Annotated in this window: 12 protein-coding genes; 4 read left to right on the forward strand and 8 right to left on the reverse strand. The window is 66.9% G+C overall.

Going from position 1 to position 15,706, the window contains the following annotated elements; translation table 11 throughout:
• Positions 1–82: 82 nt before the first annotated feature.
• From ABQY64_RS13820 to ABQY64_RS13835, 4 genes are read right to left on the reverse strand one after another with little or no spacing between them, the layout of a single operon-like run.
• Complete coding sequence (locus tag ABQY64_RS13820) at positions 83–3,154, reverse strand: efflux RND transporter permease subunit (protein ID WP_349780069.1); 3,072 nt, start codon at positions 3,152–3,154, stop codon at positions 83–85.
• Positions 3,151–4,251, reverse strand: coding sequence for an efflux RND transporter periplasmic adaptor subunit (locus ABQY64_RS13825; RefSeq protein ID WP_349780068.1), 1,101 nt, complete (start codon positions 4,249–4,251; stop codon positions 3,151–3,153). The genes ABQY64_RS13820 and ABQY64_RS13825 overlap by 4 nt, the downstream gene beginning before the upstream one ends.
• A gap of 28 nt (positions 4,252–4,279) precedes the next feature.
• On the reverse strand, positions 4,280–5,098 hold the full coding sequence (locus ABQY64_RS13830; RefSeq protein ID WP_349780126.1) for a MipA/OmpV family protein: 819 nt from the start codon (positions 5,096–5,098) through the stop codon (positions 4,280–4,282).
• A gap of 36 nt (positions 5,099–5,134) precedes the next feature.
• The gene (locus ABQY64_RS13835; protein WP_349780067.1) at positions 5,135–6,577 is read right to left on the reverse strand and encodes an efflux transporter outer membrane subunit; all 1,443 of its coding nucleotides are present in this window, start codon (positions 6,575–6,577) and stop codon (positions 5,135–5,137) included.
• Positions 6,578–6,695: 118 nt separating this feature from the next.
• On the opposite strand from ABQY64_RS13835, the gene ABQY64_RS13840 reads away from it, so the two are divergent.
• Positions 6,696–7,385, forward strand: coding sequence for a response regulator (locus ABQY64_RS13840; RefSeq protein ID WP_127159158.1), 690 nt, complete (start codon positions 6,696–6,698; stop codon positions 7,383–7,385).
• A complete protein-coding gene (locus tag ABQY64_RS13845) occupies positions 7,382–8,575 on the forward strand; it encodes an ATP-binding protein (RefSeq protein ID WP_349780066.1) in 1,194 nt (397 codons plus the stop codon). Before ABQY64_RS13840 ends, ABQY64_RS13845 begins: the two co-directional genes overlap by 4 nt.
• Before the next feature lie 71 nt (positions 8,576–8,646).
• On the opposite strand, the gene ABQY64_RS13850 is transcribed toward ABQY64_RS13845, so the two are convergent.
• From ABQY64_RS13850 to rraA, 3 genes are all read right to left on the reverse strand, one after another.
• The gene (locus tag ABQY64_RS13850) at positions 8,647–9,912 is read right to left on the reverse strand and encodes a cation:proton antiporter (RefSeq protein ID WP_102253791.1); all 1,266 of its coding nucleotides are present in this window, start codon (positions 9,910–9,912) and stop codon (positions 8,647–8,649) included.
• Positions 9,913–10,242: 330 nt separating this feature from the next.
• Positions 10,243–11,838, reverse strand: a complete 1,596-nt coding sequence (locus ABQY64_RS13855) for a serine hydrolase (protein WP_349780065.1) — start codon at positions 11,836–11,838, stop codon at positions 10,243–10,245.
• Between the two features lie 22 nt (positions 11,839–11,860).
• Positions 11,861–12,361: a ribonuclease E activity regulator RraA gene (gene rraA, locus ABQY64_RS13860; protein ID WP_024939752.1), complete on the reverse strand. Its 501-nt coding sequence runs from the start codon at positions 12,359–12,361 to the stop codon at positions 11,861–11,863.
• A gap of 269 nt (positions 12,362–12,630) precedes the next feature.
• Here rraA and ABQY64_RS13865 point away from each other — a divergent pair, with 269 nt between their 5' ends.
• Entirely contained in the window at positions 12,631–13,464 is an 834-nt protein-coding gene (locus ABQY64_RS13865) for a DUF72 domain-containing protein (RefSeq protein WP_349780064.1), read from the forward strand.
• A 37-nt stretch (positions 13,465–13,501) separates the two neighbouring features.
• Complete coding sequence (locus tag ABQY64_RS13870) at positions 13,502–14,449, forward strand: DMT family transporter (RefSeq protein WP_349780063.1); 948 nt, start codon at positions 13,502–13,504, stop codon at positions 14,447–14,449.
• Between the two features lie 89 nt (positions 14,450–14,538).
• Here the strand turns inward: ABQY64_RS13870 and ABQY64_RS13875 are convergent, their stop codons facing one another.
• On the reverse strand, positions 14,539–15,663 hold the full coding sequence (locus tag ABQY64_RS13875; RefSeq protein WP_208406724.1) for a sensor domain-containing diguanylate cyclase: 1,125 nt from the start codon (positions 15,661–15,663) through the stop codon (positions 14,539–14,541).
• Positions 15,664–15,706 lie beyond the last annotated feature (43 nt).

The following is a 15,706-nucleotide window of genomic DNA, read 5'->3' on the forward strand; positions in this document are numbered from 1 at the left end:
CGGCATGTCGCGCGATCACGCATCGACGATGCCGCCCACCGTCACGCGAGCATCATTCCCCACCGCCCTCGCGCGCCCGGATTTACGCCACACCCGCTGCACGCGCCGGCAGTCGCAGGCCGAACGACAGGTCATACAGGATCGGGATCAAGCCCAGCGTCACCAGCGTGCCCAGCGCCAGGCCGCCGATCATGGTGATGGCCATTCCGGTCCACAGCGGCCCGGCAAACAGCATCAGCGGAATCAAGCCGACGATGCAGGTGAGCTTGGTCATCACGATCGGGCGCAGGCGCCTGACCGCTGCGGCGATCACCGCCTCGCGGCGTGGCAGGCCATCGGCAAGTTCGGCATCGATGCGTTCCAGCAGCAGCACCGCGTTGTTGACGATGATGCCGGCCAGCGCCAGCAAGCCGAAGGTCGCCATGAAACCGAACGGATAGCCGGTGATCACCAGGGCCAGTGCCGCACCGATCAGCACGAACGGGACTGCCGACATCACAATCAGCAACTTGCGGAACGAGTTGAACTGCCACACGAACAGCAGCAGGATCGCGCCCAGTGCGTGCGGCATGTATTGGAGCAGAGCGTGGTTGGCCTCGGCAGAATCCTCCAGCTCGCCACCGATCTCCAGCCGATAACCGGGTGGCAGCTTGAGCGCGGCCATCGGCACCGACAGGCGCTCGACGATCTCGGTCGCGGTCAACTGCGGGTTGCGTGCGGTCACGGTGATCGCACGGCTCAGGTTGCGCCGCTGGATCGCCGACGGCTCGCTGTCGTGCAGCACCGTGGCGACCGCCGCCAGCGGCACCGGCGCACCGCCGGCTTGCGGGTACACCAGGGTGTCGCCAGGTGTGCCGTCGGCGGCGCGTTCCTGCGCACTGCCACGCCACACCACGGCCACCGAGCTGCCATCGTCGCGCAACAACGAGGCATCCACGCCGCTGTAGCGCGCCTGTAGCGCCAGCGCAATGTCCTCGCTGCTCACCCCGGCACGCCGCGCCCTGAGCTGGTCCACCTGCACCACGTAGCGCGGAATGCGTGCCTGCCAGTCGTCCTGCACATCCACGGTGCCCGGCAACGCGCGCAGCGCCTTTGCAATCGCAGCGGCGGCGCTGCGCAGTACTGTCTCGTCGGGGCCGACCACGCGATACACCGCCATCCCGGCTTCGGTCGCGCCCAGCGAAAACCGCTTCGGCTCGGCGCGCACGGTGGGGAAGTGGCTGCGGACATGCGCACGTGCCCGCGCTATCACCGCATCGAGATCGGTGCCCGGGCGCACGCTCACGGTGAAGTACGCCATGTTGGCCGCCGGCAGCGGAGGATTGAGGCCCAGCACGATGCGCGGGCCGCCATCGGCGACATAGCCGATGCTGTCCACCACCTCCGGGTTGGCGCGCCGATCAGCCAACCAGCGGCTCAGCGCGCGCACCGTGCGCAGGGTTTCACGCGTATCGCTGCCTGCCTGCAAGGTCACCGGCATCTGGAACTGCAAACGATCGGACTTGGGCAGAAAATCGTAGGGAATCGATACCAGCACCGCGACCGCCACCGCCAGCATCGCCACCATGCCGGCGATAAACAGCGCCTTGTGCATCAGCACGCGCTCGATGAGGCGGCGGTAGCCACGATAAAAGCGCGACGGTTCCTGTTCGCTGCCCTGTGCGACATGTGCCTTGGCGAAATACATGCACAACAGCGGCGTCACCGTGATGCTGAGCAGCCACGAGCCCAGCAAGGTCACCCCGAGCACGGTAGCCAGCGAGCGCAGATATTCGTTGGTGCTGGTCTGGCCGAAGAAGAACGGCGAGAACGCCAGCACGATCACCAACGATGAGGTCAGCAACGGGGTGGCCAGGGAGCGGCCGGCGTCGATGCAGGCCTGGCGGCGCTGTTCTCCGGCAACCAGGCGGCGTTCGATGTCTTCGGCAATGACAATGCCGTTGTCCACCAGCAGGCCGAGCGCCAGGATGATCGCCGCGATCGACACCGTCTGCAGTTCCACGCTCAGCACGCGCATGACGATCAGCGAGGCGAAGATGGTCAACGGCACGATCGCGCCGACGATCAGGCCGGTGCGCCAGCCCAGGAACAGCATCACCACCGCCATGACGATGACGATGGTCTCGCCCATGACGTGGTGCATCTTGCCCATCTCGCGCTCGACCACGTCGGCCTGGAAGGTGACCACGTGCTGCGCAAAACCTGCGGGTAATTGTTGCGCGGTCTGGTCCAGCTTGGCGCGCAGTGTTTTGCCGAAGTCGGCGATATTGCTGCCGGGCTTCATCGAGACCGACACCACCACCGCCGGCTGGCCCTGGTAGACCGCAGCGCTTTCCGGCGGATCGGCAGGCATTACCTGCACCTGCGCCAGCTCGCCCAACGCCACTTCGCGCACGCCATTGGCATTGGGTGTCGGCAAGGTCAGCAACAGATTCCGCAACTGCGCAGGCGAGCGTATCTCCCCGGAAGTCGCAACCGTTATCGCCAGCCCGGACACCGTCGCCTGCCCGCCGGAGGCCACCACATTCTGCGAGCGCAACTGCGCCATCACGCTGGCAGGGCTCAGTCCGGTCGCCAGCAGCCGCGCGCGATCGAAGGCCACATACACGCGCTCGTCCTGCAGCCCGTACAACGCCACCTGCTCCACGCCCGGCAGGGTATACAGCTGCTCGCGCAGGCGCCGCAGCGGCCCACGCATCTCGCTCATCGAATAGCCCGGTGCGGTGACTGCGATCGAGGCCACCGACACCCGTCCGAAGTCATCGTCGACCAACGGTCCCTGTGTGCCCGCAGGCAGTTGCGCACCCGCCTCGGCGGCCTTGGCGCGCACGCGCTGCCACAACGCCGGCAGATCCTGCACATCGTCGTAGGCGGTCAGCTGCACGATCGCGCTGCCTGGCCGCACCGTGCTCACGATGCGCTTGATGCCGGCCAGTTCGCGCAGGCGCTCCTCGAGGGGGCGCGCCAACAGGGTTTCCACCTGCTCGCTGGGCATGCCCGAAAACGCCACCGACACAATGGTGTCGCGCACGGTGACCGAGGGTTCTTCCTGCGAGGGAAAACCGACGAACGCCACGATGCCGCCGAGCAGGATCATCACTGCCGCGAACAAGGTCAGCCGGCTCGACCTCATCGCCATCCGGGTCAGCATCATGGCGCCTGCCCTCCGCTCAGCTGCGTCTGCATCTGCAACGGCGCCACCGGCTGGCCATCGATCAAGAAGCCCACGCCTGCGCTGACCACCTGATCGCCGGCCTGCAGCCCGCGCCGGACCTGGATGCGGCCGCCGACGATCGTCCCGAGCTCGACTGCGCGCTCGCGCACGATCCGCTGTGCCGGCTGATACACGAACACGCTGGCCCGTTGGCGATTGAGCCTGGGCAGTACCGCAGACAGCGGCACACTGGGCGTGCTAGCAGCCTGCGCGGGCAACCGCAGCAGCACGCTGTCGCCACTGCGCATCGCGTGGGGCGCGCGCACCACCTCAAGAATCGCCAGCGCAGTGGCACCGTCGTCCAGCCGGCTGGACAGGCTACGCAGGCGCAATGTCAGCGGCACCGCAGGCTCGTCGGCCAGCGTGGCCTGCACGGTCTGCCCAGGCGTCAGCCCGGCGACAGCAACAGGCGGCAGATTGGCGAGCAATTGCAGATGCGCCTGCCCTTCCAGCTGCAACACTCCCTGCCCCGCCCCCACATCGGCCTGCGGTTGCTGCAGGCGTGCGACCACGGCGCCATCGAAGGGTGCGCGCAGCTCGCCAAGACGCGATGCACGCCGCGCCAGCGCCAGGTCGGCCTTTGCCACCTGCAGTTGCGCGACTGCGGCATCCGCCGCCGCGCGGGCGGCGGTCAGCGTCGCAACAGAGCTGGCACCATCGTCGAACATCGCGTGCTGCTGGTGCAGTTGCAGCTGCCGCTCGCCGGACTGCGCCATCGCCGCGCGCAGGTTGGCGGCGGCCTGCTGCTGGCGCAATTGCAGCGGCTCGGCATCCAGGCGGGCCAGCACCTGCCCTTTCTGTACGTGGTCGCCCACATCCACCAGCACGGCGGCGATGCGTCCGCCGCTCTCGAACGCCAACTCGGCCCGTTGTTGCTGACGCGCCATTGCCGGCACCTGCAGCCACCCATCGCGGCCGGACCCGAAGCGCTCCAGCTTGACCGCCCGCGGGGTCTCGGCCGCCGGCGCATCCGGCCGGCTGCAGCCGGCCAGCACCAGTAACAGACCGCAACACACCATGGTGCGAAGAACATCCATCATCACGCTATCCCCTGCCATGTGCCGCTCAGCGGCTGTAGGTCACTGCAACCGTGCCGCCGACAAAACTGCGACGTGCAACCAGCGGGCTGTCCGTGGCGTTGTCCGCATAGCGGGTGCCGGTCACGCTCACGGTGGTGGCCCAGTGATCGCCCAGCGCATGCGTCCAGCTGCTGCCCACCGCAGCGGCGTACACGCCGGAACCGGCATGGAAGGCTTGCCAGCGCGTCCGCACCGCCTGCGCGTCGGTGACCCCGAAATAGGCCTGGTTGAAGCGACGATCGCCGGCATGCACATCCAGATCCAGCGTCACCGTGTCGCTGGCGCCATGCAGCAGGGTGAACTCCACGCCGGCGCGATAGCGGTTGCGCCGTGCGTCCTGCTTGAGCGCGAATTCGGCTTCCGCGTTGACGTTCATGTACGGCGTGATCGGCTGCATCACCAATGTGCGGGCGGTGACCGACCCCGGTACATCGCCCATGCCGGCCAGCACGCGCGAACCCGGACGCCAGTCGCTGTCGCGTTGCAGGCGGCCCAGGTCGTAATACAGCGACTGCGACAGATAGAAGCCGGAATCGCTCTGGAACTGCAGACCCGCGCCACGCGCGGTGTCGAAGAACAGCATGCCGCGCTGAACCACCAGCACCGGGTTGGCCTGCACGCGCGCGCGCTCGGCACCGGCATACCGCGGTGCCGCAACCGCTGCCGCGCCCACGGTGAGATCGGTGTGGTCGCCCAACAGCCGCGAGCTGCCGGTCAGATCGGTCTGCGCGTGCGCAAGGCATGGCAGCAGCAGGCTGGCAACGAACGGCCAGGCGCGCAGTGTGGTGTCACGAGGCAACTGCATGGAAAACAGGATGGCCATGAAAATCTCCGTCAGCGATCAAGAAAGGGATGGCAGGCAAACGCCATAGAACGCCTGAAACAGGGCAATCCGGCTCAACAGGCGTTGGCGTGCGGTGGTCAGGTAGTCCAGTTGCACCTGCGTGGCGCGCAGGCGCTCGGTCAGCAGCGTGGTGCGATCTTCCAGGCCTGCGTCCACGCGCCTGCTGAGCCGTGTCATGCGCGATTGCTCGCGCTCGGCCTGCGCACGTGCACGCGGTTCGGAGTCGGCCAGGGTGGCGTGCGCGTCGAGCGCATCGGCGACCTCGCGGAAGGCGGACTGGATCGCCTGTTCGTAGGCCGCGACATCGGCGCGCTGGCGCAGCTGCGCCAGGGCAAGATTGGCGCGGTTGCGGCCGCCGTCGAACAACGGCAGGTTCAATTGCGGGCTGAAGCTCCACATGCCGTGGCCGGCGGAAAACAGCCTGTTCAAGCCATCGCTGGCGGTGCCCACGCTGCTGCTCAGAGTGATCGATGGAAAGAACGCGGCGCGTGCTGCGCCGATGTCGGCGTTTGCCGCACGCAGTTCCAGCTCCGCCTGCTGGATGTCCGGGCGTTGCAGCAACAACGAGGAATCCAGCGCACGCCAAGCCGTGCTGGGTGTATCTGCGGCAATCAGGCGCTGCAGGTCGCCCGGCACCGGCAAGCTGTCGTAGCCAACCAGCAGTTGCAGCGCGCGCAATGCCGCAGCGTGGTCGTCGGCGCCCTGCAAGGCCGCGGCATGGGCCTGATCGGCCTGACGCTGCTGGCCATCGCGCTGGTCGCGCGCGATCAGCCCGATCCGGTACTGCCGCTGTGCGATGGCCAGCAGCGCAGCACTGTCGGCATCGGCTGCTTGCAGCTGCTGCAGCGCCTGGCTGCTTGCGCGTTCGGTGGTGTAGGCGCGCAGCACCTCGGCAACCAGCGCGCCCCGGGCCGCATCGCGCCCATGGGTGCTGGCCAGATAGTGCTGCCGCGCCGCCTCGGACATGGCCTGCAGCTTGCCGAAGAAGTCCAGCTCGAGATTGCCGATGCCGGCGTTGGCAACGACCAGATCCTGCCCGTAGCGCGCGTTCAGGGCCGGATCGTCGAAGCGCTGCCGCACCTGTTGTGCACCCACGCCGATGCTTGGCACGCGCGCGGCGCGCTCGATGCGGTACTGCGCCCGTGCCTGCTCCACCTGCAAGGCGGCGCGACGGAAGTCGCTGTTGTGCGCAAGCGCGCGTTGCAGCAACGGCCGCAGATCGCGATCCGGTGCGAACGCCTGCACAAACGCGCGTTCCTGCAGATTCAGCTCGATCCCCACCGGCTCGCTCGGTCCCACAGCAGCCACTGCCTGCTGGCTGCCGAAGGTGCCCGGCACGGTCACCGCCGGTCGCTGGTAAGTCGGCGTCAATGAACAGCCGCCCAGCAACATGGCGATTGCCGCATTACGCAGGGCGCGGAAACAACGAGGCGCGGTCATTTGTGGAATCATGATGTCGGAGCACACGAGCCAATCTCGACCGACATCCTCGACCTGCAGCGTCCAGGTTGTTTTCGGGAATTATCCAGATTTGATCGAGACGACAGGGCAACACGCCATGACAGGCAAAAAGGTTCTGCTGGTGGAAGACGATGCAGACAGCGCCAGCATCCTGGACGCCTATCTACGCCGCGACGGCTTCGACGTTGCCATCGCAGGAGACGGCGAGCGGGCGATTCACCTGCATCGTCAGTGGGCGCCGGACCTGGTGCTGCTGGACGTGATGCTGCCCAGGCTCAGCGGTATCGAAGTGCTGTCGGCGATCCGCCGCGCCAGCGATACGCCGGTCATCATGGTCACCGCCATCGGCGACGAGCCGGAGAAGCTGGGCGCACTGCGCTATGGCGCCGACGACTACGTGGTCAAGCCGTACAGCCCCAAGGAAGTGGTGGCGCGCGTCCATGCAGTCCTGCGCCGAAGCGTGGCGGTGCGTGCGCCGGGCGAGCCGCTGCGGCATGGCCGCCTGAGTGTGGACCTGGCTGCGGTCGTGGCCACCGTGCAACGCGAAACCGGCGACAGCGTCGCACTCGACCTGACGCCGACCGAATTCAATCTGCTCGCGTTATTGCTCAAGACCCCCTTCAAGGCATTCACCCGCAGCGAACTGCTCGACGCCTGCCTGCCCGACAGCGATGCACTGGAACGGGTGGTGGATTCGCACATCCACAACCTGCGCCGCAAGCTGGAAGTGCACGGCATCACCGGCGTGCTGGTCACCGTGCGCGCAGTGGGATACCGCTTCCAATGAATGCCCTGCGGCGCTTCAACGCCTGGCGCCGGCAAGCGCCGCTGTGGATGTGGGTGGGCGTGCGGATGAGCGCACTGGCAGTGGTGACCGTGGTGGTGATCGCCTTCGGCATGTGGTGCTACTTCAACCTGCGCGACAGCCTGATCCTGGGCAAGCTGCCGGCGGCGGCCCGCACCGAAATCGAACAACTGCGCGAACAGCCGGTCGCCAACGAGGCACGTCTGTGGCAACTGCTGCAGCAGTACTACGATGTGGAAAATTTTCTGCCCGGGCTGGCCAACCCTGACTGGTGGATGCTGTGGGCCATGGTCGCCCTCTCCATCCCGGTGATCCTGGTCTGCGGGCTGCTTGCATCGCGTCCGTTGTCGCGGCAATTTTCCCAGGTGGCCAGGGCCGCGCATCGGGTCAGCGATGGCGACTTCGGCGCACGCGCGCAGGTGGTGACAGGCGCACCGGACGAGCTTACGGCGCTGGCCGACGACTTCAACGCCATGAGCGGCAAACTGCAGCAGTACGAACGCGAACTGCGCGAGTCCAGCGCAATGCTGGCACACGAACTGCGTACCCCGCTCAACGCAGCGATGGGCCGCGTACAGGGCATGCTGGACGAGGTCTTCCCGCGCGATCCCGAGCAATTGCGCCTGGTCCATCGCCAGCTGGAACAGATCAATCGGCTGATCGGCGACCTGCATCTGGTGTCGCTGGCGCGTGCCGGCCAGCTGGTGCTGGAGCCGGACAGTTTCGATCTGCATGAGCTGATTGCCGAGCGGGTGGAATGGGCAGGCCCGACAATCCGCGCGTTGCAGACGACGGTCACCGCGCCGGCACCTTCCGGGCTACGCGTCTGCGCCGACCGCCATCGCCTGGGCCAGGTGTTTTCCATCCTGATCGACAACGCACTGCGCTACGCCGCCGCAGGCAAGGTGCTGGATATCGAGCTGCGCCGCGATGGTGCGCATGTGCTGGTCACGCTCGGCGACCGCGGCCCCGGCGTGGAGCCTGCGCAGCTGCCGCACCTGCTGGACCGCTTCTGGCGCGCGGACAGCTCACGCGCGCGCCATTCCGGTGGCAGCGGCCTGGGCCTGGCGATCGCCTCGGCCATCTGCCAGGCGCACGATGGCCGCTTGATCCTGGGCAATCGCGTCGGCGGCGGGTTGCTGGCCAGCGTGCAACTGCCGTTGTCGCGCTGAGGCGTTCGCGCGGTTGCGCCGCCGCGCTCGCGGTTGCCTGGCACGCCAGGCATGCCAGGCAGCTGCGAGGATCAGCGCTGCTGCAGGCTAGGCACCGCAGCGGTCACATTGGCATGGCGACGCATGATCCAGTTGAACAGCGGCGTGGCCATCAGCGTGGAAAGGATTGCCATCAGCACCAGCACCGAGAACAGGCCTTGTTCGATCACGCCGGCCTGCAACCCGATGTTGATGATGATCAGCTCCATCAAACCGCGTGCATTCATCAGCGAGCCGATCGCCATCGCATCGCGGTTGTTCTCGCCGGTGATGCGTGCGGCGGCCCAGCAGGCCAGTCCCTTGCCGATGAACGATGCGGCCAGAATCGCCACGCCGGCCAGCATGATCTGCGGCTGCAGCAACACGCTCAGCTGTGTCTTCAAGCCGGAATAGGTGAAGAACATCGGCAGCAGGAACACCACCACGAACGGCTGCATCATCTCGCGCAATTTTTCGGTCAACGCGCCCCTGGGCAGGCAAACGCCGAGCAGGAAGCCACCGAAGACTGCATGGATGCCGATCGCATCCATCGCCCAGGCGCTGAGGCAGAACAGCATCAGGATGACTGCCAACACGCCATTGCTCAGCGGTTGGTCCTGCACCACGTAACGCTCGAGACGGCGCAGCAGATGCCGGCCGACAAAGATCATGAACGCCGCATACGCAACGCCGCCGCCGATGGCCAGATAGGCGCTGCCCCAGCTGCCGCCGAAGCTGGCCAGCACCACGGCGAGAATGCACCACGCCGCCGCATCGTCGAACGCACCTGCAGTGAGTGCCAGCGTGCCCAACGGGCTATTGGTCAGCCCGCGCTCGTGGATGATGCGCGCCAGCATCGGGAAAGCGGTAATCGCAATAGCCGCGCCAAGGAACAGCGAGGCCTCCATCAACTTGGCTTTTTCCGAGAACAAGCCCTCGACGTTGATCAGCCACGGACACATCGCAAAGGCCAATGCGAACGGCACCGCGATCCCGGCCAGCGACACGCTCATCGCGCTGCGATAGCGTGCGCGGAAATGATCGCTGCGGAAGTCGGTGCCGACCAGGAACATGTACAGGCCCACGCCGAACTGGGCCAGCACATACAGCACGTCCAGCGTCTGCTTGGGAAACAGCGCCGCCTGCACATCCGGCAGCACCATGCCGAACAGCGACGGCCCCAACGCCACGCCGGCAATCATCTCGCCGACTACCTGCGGCTGCCCCACCCGCTTGGCCAGCAATCCCACCAGACGACAGATCAGCAGGATCACCGCAGCCTGCAAGAAGAAATACACCGACATCTGCGGAGTGGTCATGCGTTGGGCAACATCCCTGAGAAGTGCGCGGATCATAACGAGCCATGCCGGCCGGCGATAGCTATCGTGCAGCTGGCGCCAAGGCACCGGCGGGCGTCGGCACGCCATCCTGCACCGGCAGGCCCGACCGCGTGACGCATGCGCGCCGAGCCCGGTTGCCGGCACGCGCCGTGATCAATCCTCCTGCAGCGCGCATTGCGGCGCAGATGGCATCCGAAAGCCCTGCAACCGGTTGGGGATAGCGTGGACGACACACCGATACTGCACTGGTCGCCGGCCACTACACGCTCCGTGCAGTGACCGTGCCCCGCTTGCAGGACGAATGCTGTGTCACTTGTGCCCGGCTTGCTCCGCTGCCACCGGCGTCAACACCAGGTCCTGAAAATCGAAGCTGAAATCGGTCAGCGGCGAGATTGCCTCCATCCGCATCTCGCGCACCGCGCCATCCGGGGTCAGCGCGAAATTGACGAAGGCATCGGCATTCAGGCTGCGATCGTCCCAGCGCACGATGAAGCTGTCGTGCTGCCAATGCTCCAGCGTGCCAACGAGCTGCGCGGTCTTGGAAAACTGCAGACGCAGGCGCTTGCCGTCCTGACGGATCACCACATCGCCGTACCACGGGTCGCGATAGGTCGCCGCATAGCTGCGCAACGGCAACGACGGCGTGGAGCGCGCCACGCGTGCGTCCTGATGCTTCTTCCAGCTGGTGTCCGCATCGCCGTCGGCCTTGGCCACCGCCTTGGCATAGGCGGCGGTCCAATCGGTGGCCGGCACCTGCAGGAACGCATCCAGCACCTGCAGGGTCACCGCATTGAAGGCCGCACCGATTTCCTGATTGGTCAGCACCACCACGCCCAACTGTTGCTCGGGCACCAGCGTCAGCCGCGACACCATGCCCGGCCAGCCGCCGGTGTGCCACACCAGCCGATGGCCGCGGTAGTCGCTCAGGCTCCAGCCCTCACCGTAGCCGGCAAAATTGGGGCGTGCTGCCGCCAGCTCCGGCACGGCCGGGTCGGCAATCGCAATCGGCGTGATCATCGACCACATCTCCTGCTGCCGTTTGGCACTGAACAGCGGCGTGCCATCGGGCAGGATGCCGCCGGCCAGTTGCACCTTCATCCACAACGCCATGTCATGCGCGCTGGAATAGATGCCGCCGGCACCGGAGTTGTTGGACCAGGTCAGCGGCGCGACCGTGCGCAATTCGGTGAAGTCGTACTTGGCATGGCCCACGGCCGCGTTGTCGCCCGGCTGCAGATGGTCGGCATTGAAGCGCGTACCGCGCATGCCCACCGGGGCGAAGATGCGTTGCTGCAGAAACGCCGCATAGGTCTGCCCGGAGACCTGCTCGATCACCTTCTGCGCCACCGCGTACAGGATGTTGTCGTAGGCGTAGCGATCGCGGAAACCGCCCTTCAGCGGCACCTTGGACAGGCGCTGCACCACTTCGTCGGTGCTGTAGCTGGTGGTCGGCCAGAACAACAGATCGCCCGCGCCCAGGCTCAAGCCGCTGCGGTGCGCGAGCAGATCGCGCACACGCATCTCGCCGCTGACGTACGGGTCGGACATGCGGAACCACGGCAGGTGGTCGATGACCTTGTCGTCGAGCGAGAGCTTGCCCTCGTCGGCCAGGATCGACAGCGATGCGGCAGTGAAGGCCTTGGTGTTGGAGGCGATCGCAAACAGCGTGTCGGGCTGCACCGGCGCAGGCTTGCCGATCTCGCGTACGCCGTAGCCGCGCTCCAGCACCACCTGCCCATCCTTGACGATGGCAACCGCAATGCCGGGCACATCGAACTGCTTGCGCACGCGTTCCATCTGCGCGTCGAACTGCTGCATGCCGGCGGGAAGCTCGGCCGCCTGCGTCGTCGTTACCAAGCTTGCCAGCATCAGCACGCCTCCACTCAGCCATCGGTTCACGGTCACTGTCGCACGTCCTCTCGTTCGCTCAGGTCGATCCGCCGGCACTGTCCAGCGACAGCGGCAGCGGTGCCACCAACACGCCGTTGCCATCGGCATACAGCCAATGGCCGGGCACGAAGGCCACGCCGGCAAAATTCACCGGCACATCCACATCACCCAGATCGCGGCGCTCGGTGCGGCGCGGGCAGGCGCCCAGCGCCAGCACGCCCAGCGGCAGCGTGGCCAGGATCTCCACATCGCGCACGCAGCCGTGGATCAACACGCCGGCCCAGCCGTTGGCGACCGCCTGCATCGCGATCTGGTCGCCCAGCAACGCGTGCTTCAACGAACCCTGACCGTCCACCACCAGCACGCGGCCGTCGCCAGGCGTGGAGGCCAGCTCGCGCACCCGCGAGTTGTCCTCGAAACAGCGCACGGTGACGATCGGCCCGGAGAATGCCGCACGTCCGCCATAGGAGCGGAACAGCGGTTCGGCGATGCTCACCTCGGGAAAGCGGTCACACAGATCGGGCGTGGTCCAGGTCATCGCTGCGGTCCGAAAGTGGCGATCTGCGATGGTAGCGGCATGGCCGCGTCCGCGTAAGCCGCCGATCGCCCAACCGGCTGGCCGGACTGTGCCTGCATCGAGTGCACAACGCCTGCATGCCGCCCCGCGCCAACGGCCGCGCCTGCCTGGCAGTGCGCAAGCGTTTTGGCAGCCGCGGCGTCGCTGCGAAGCTATCATCTGGGCGGCTTGCCACATCTGCGCGTCTGCGAACATGCCAGGCGCGCGCTCACGCCAACGTGGAATCTGTCATGACCGATCTGTTCGCCGCCACCCCGCCCGCGCTCGATGGCATCCACGTCGGTATCGGCGGCTGGGTGTATGCGCCATGGCGGGCGGGAATGTTCTATCCGCAAGGGCTGGTGCAGCGCCGCGAGCTGGAATACGCAAGCCGCCACGTCACCGCCATCGAGATCAACGGCACGTATTACGGGACGCAGAAACCGGCCACCTACGCGAAGTGGCGCGACCAGGTGCCGCCCGGGTTCGTCTTCTCGGCCAAGGCACCGCGCCGCATCACCCAGTCGCGCAAACTGGCCGGCACCCAGGCGCAGGTGGACGACTTCATCGGCGGCATTGTCGAGCTCGGCGATACGCTGGGGCCGCTGGTGTGGCAGTTCGAGCAGGGGCATCGGCTGCAGGCCGACGACCTGGACGCCTTCCTGTCGTTGCTGCCCAAACGTGCCGGCAAGCGCGCACTGCGCCATGTGCTGGAAATCCGCGACCACGACGCGGTGGATGCCGCGCTGCTGGCATTGGTGCGCCGGCATGGGGTGGCCACGGTGTTCACCGATTCGGACGAGCATCCGTCCTTTGCCGATCTGTCCACCGACTTTGTCTATGCACGCCTGATGCGCAGCCAGGCGCGCCTGCATGCCGGCTACCCGGCGCCGGCACTGGCGCGCTGGGCCGAGCGCATCCAGGCCTGGCGGCGCGGCGACGATGTGGCGGACCTGCCGCATCTCGACGCATCGACGCACGCCGCAGCCACGCCGCGCGAGGTGTTCGTGTTTTTCATCAGTGCTGCCAAGGAGCGCAATCCGGCGGCGGCGATGGCGTTGCTGCAGGCGTTGGGGGCGCGCTAACAGGGGCGTTGCGTCGTGTCTTCGGCGACAATGGCGCATGCCCACGACCGACCTGCGCAAGGCGCAACTGCAAATCCATTTCTGCGTCCTGCTCTGGGGCATCACCGCGATCCTGGGCAAGCTGATCACGCTACCCGCGTTGCCGTTGGTGTGGTGGCGCATGTTGATCGTGGTGGTGGCGCTGGCGCTGTTGCCGCGGGTGTGGCGCGGCTTGCGCGGGCTGTCCGGCCGCGTGGTGCTGGGCTACTGCGGCATCGGCGCCTTGGTGGCCCTGCACTGGTTGACCTTCTACGGCGCGATCAAGCTGGCCAATGCCTCGGTGGCGGCGACCTGCATTGCACTGGCGCCGGTGTTCACCGCCGTGATCGAGCCATGGGTGACGCAACGCCCCTTCCGCCCGCGCGAATTGCTGTTCGGCCTGGCGGTGTTGCCCGGCGTGGCGCTGGTGGTCGGCGGGGTGCCGGATGGCATGCGTGCCGGCGTGGTGGTCGGCGCGATTTCGGCGGTGTTCGTCGGCCTGTTCGGCTCGCTCAACAAGCGCATGGTCGCGCATGCCGACCCGCTCACCGTCACCGCACTGGAGCTCGGCGCCGGCACGTTGACCCTGACCGTGCTGGCGCCGGCCATGCCGTTGTTGCTGCCGTCGCTGCATGGCGACCTGATGATCATCCCCAGCCTGCACGACGGCGTCCTGCTGCTGGCGCTGTCGCTGGCCTGCACCCTGCTGCCGTTTGCGCTGGCGCTGGTGGCGCTGCGCCATCTCAGCGCCTACTCGGTGCAGCTGGTGACCAACCTGGAACCGGTCTACGCCATCGTGCTGGCGATCGCCCTGCTCGGCGAGCAACGCGAGCTGACCGTGCAGTTCTATCTCGGCGTGGCGATCATTCTCGGCGCGGTGTTCCTGCATCCGGTGCTGGAACGCCGGCGCAAGATCGTGCACCCGGAGCTGCTCGGCACTGCCGAGGCGAAGAACATCATCGACTGACCGCACGGCGCAACCAACAAACGCCACCGTCGCAGCGGCCCAGGCCGCGACCGGCCTTGTCGATGACGCACCCGCGTGCGCACGCCACCCTACCCCAACGCCACCACCTGATCGCGCCCGCCACGCTTGGCCGCATACAGGGCCTGGTCGGCGCGCTTGATCACCGCCTCCACGCTCTCCTGCGGATGCAGCGTGGCCACGCCGATACTCACCGTCACCGGCAGCGCGATCGTCATCACCGCCACGCTCTGGCGCAGGTATTCGCACTGCACGCGCGCCTGCAGCAGATCCACATTGGGCAGCAGCAGCACGAACTCCTCGCCACCATAACGCGCAATGGTGCCGGCACCGGCCACATGCGCGCGCAGCAACGCCGACAGTTCGCGCAGCACCACATCGCCCTGGTCGTGCCCATGCACGTCGTTGACGGTCTTGAAGTGGTCCACATCCAGCAACGCCACCGACAACGGCTGGCCTGCCGCACGCGTCTGTTCCATGGCCGCGGCCAAGGCCACCGCAAACGCGCGTCGATTGGGCAAGCCGGTCAGCGGATCGGTGCGGGTCTGCTCGACCAGATCGGCATTCAGCGCATCCATTTGCGCGTAATAGCCGGCCAGCTGCTGCTCGTACCATTCGCGCTCGTGCAGTTGCTGGCGCAGGCGCTTGCCGGCCAGACGCAGTTCCAGCAGATGCGCGGCCTGCCGCGACAATGCCTGCAAGGCGGCGCGCTGCTCTTCGCGCAGATGCGCCGGGGTCTGGTCGAAGACGCAGAGCGAGCCCAGCGCCATGCCCTCGCTGGTCACCAACGGCGCGCCAGCATAGAAGCGCACCGCAGAGCTGCCGGTCACCATCGGATTGTCGTGGAAGCGCGGGTCAAGCAAGGTATCGTCGACCATCATCACTTCATCCGGGCGCAGGATCGCATGCGCGCAGAACGAGATGTCGCGCGATGCTTCGCTGCGCGGCGCGCCATGTGCGGACTTGAACCATTGCCGCTGTTCGTCCACCAGCACCACGGCCGCCATCTGCGTCTCGCACAGCGTGGACGCAATCATGGTGAGGTCGTCGAAGGCACGCTCGGGCGGCGAGTCCAGCACTTCGTACTGACGCAGCGCTGCAAGCCGCTCGGCTTCGTTGTCCGGCAATGTCGGTTTGATCACTCTGCCCGCTCCCCAGCTGGCTGTCGGCGGCGGAAGTATGACCGAGCCGGTCATGCGCGGCCATCGGGTTGCGCCTGCGCAGCCGATGCACCGCGCT

It is taken from the genome of Xanthomonas sp. WHRI 7065, from assembly GCF_040203115.2.
GTDB classification, from domain to species: domain Bacteria; phylum Pseudomonadota; class Gammaproteobacteria; order Xanthomonadales; family Xanthomonadaceae; genus Xanthomonas; species Xanthomonas arboricola.

Bases quoted from the DNA above. Each gene is read 5' to 3' on its own strand.
- ABQY64_RS13820 (WP_349780069.1), bottom strand. From the start codon at position 3,154: ATGATGCTGACCCGGATGGCGATGAGGTCGAGCCGGCTGACCTTGTTC.
- ABQY64_RS13825 (WP_349780068.1), bottom strand. From the start codon at position 4,251: ATGGATGTTCTTCGCACCATGGTGTGTTGCGGTCTGTTACTGGTGCTG.
- ABQY64_RS13830 (WP_349780126.1), bottom strand. From the start codon at position 5,098: ATGCAGTTGCCTCGTGACACCACACTGCGCGCCTGGCCGTTCGTTGCC.
- ABQY64_RS13835 (WP_349780067.1), bottom strand. From the start codon at position 6,577: ATGACCGCGCCTCGTTGTTTCCGCGCCCTGCGTAATGCGGCAATCGCC.
- ABQY64_RS13840 (WP_127159158.1), top strand. From the start codon at position 6,696: ATGACAGGCAAAAAGGTTCTGCTGGTGGAAGACGATGCAGACAGCGCC.
- ABQY64_RS13845 (WP_349780066.1), top strand. From the start codon at position 7,382: ATGAATGCCCTGCGGCGCTTCAACGCCTGGCGCCGGCAAGCGCCGCTG.
- ABQY64_RS13850 (WP_102253791.1), bottom strand. From the start codon at position 9,912: ATGACCACTCCGCAGATGTCGGTGTATTTCTTCTTGCAGGCTGCGGTG.
- rraA (WP_024939752.1), bottom strand. From the start codon at position 12,361: ATGACCTGGACCACGCCCGATCTGTGTGACCGCTTTCCCGAGGTGAGC.
- ABQY64_RS13865 (WP_349780064.1), top strand. From the start codon at position 12,631: ATGACCGATCTGTTCGCCGCCACCCCGCCCGCGCTCGATGGCATCCAC.
- ABQY64_RS13870 (WP_349780063.1), top strand. From the start codon at position 13,502: ATGCCCACGACCGACCTGCGCAAGGCGCAACTGCAAATCCATTTCTGC.
- ABQY64_RS13875 (WP_208406724.1), bottom strand. From the start codon at position 15,663: ATGACCGGCTCGGTCATACTTCCGCCGCCGACAGCCAGCTGGGGAGCG.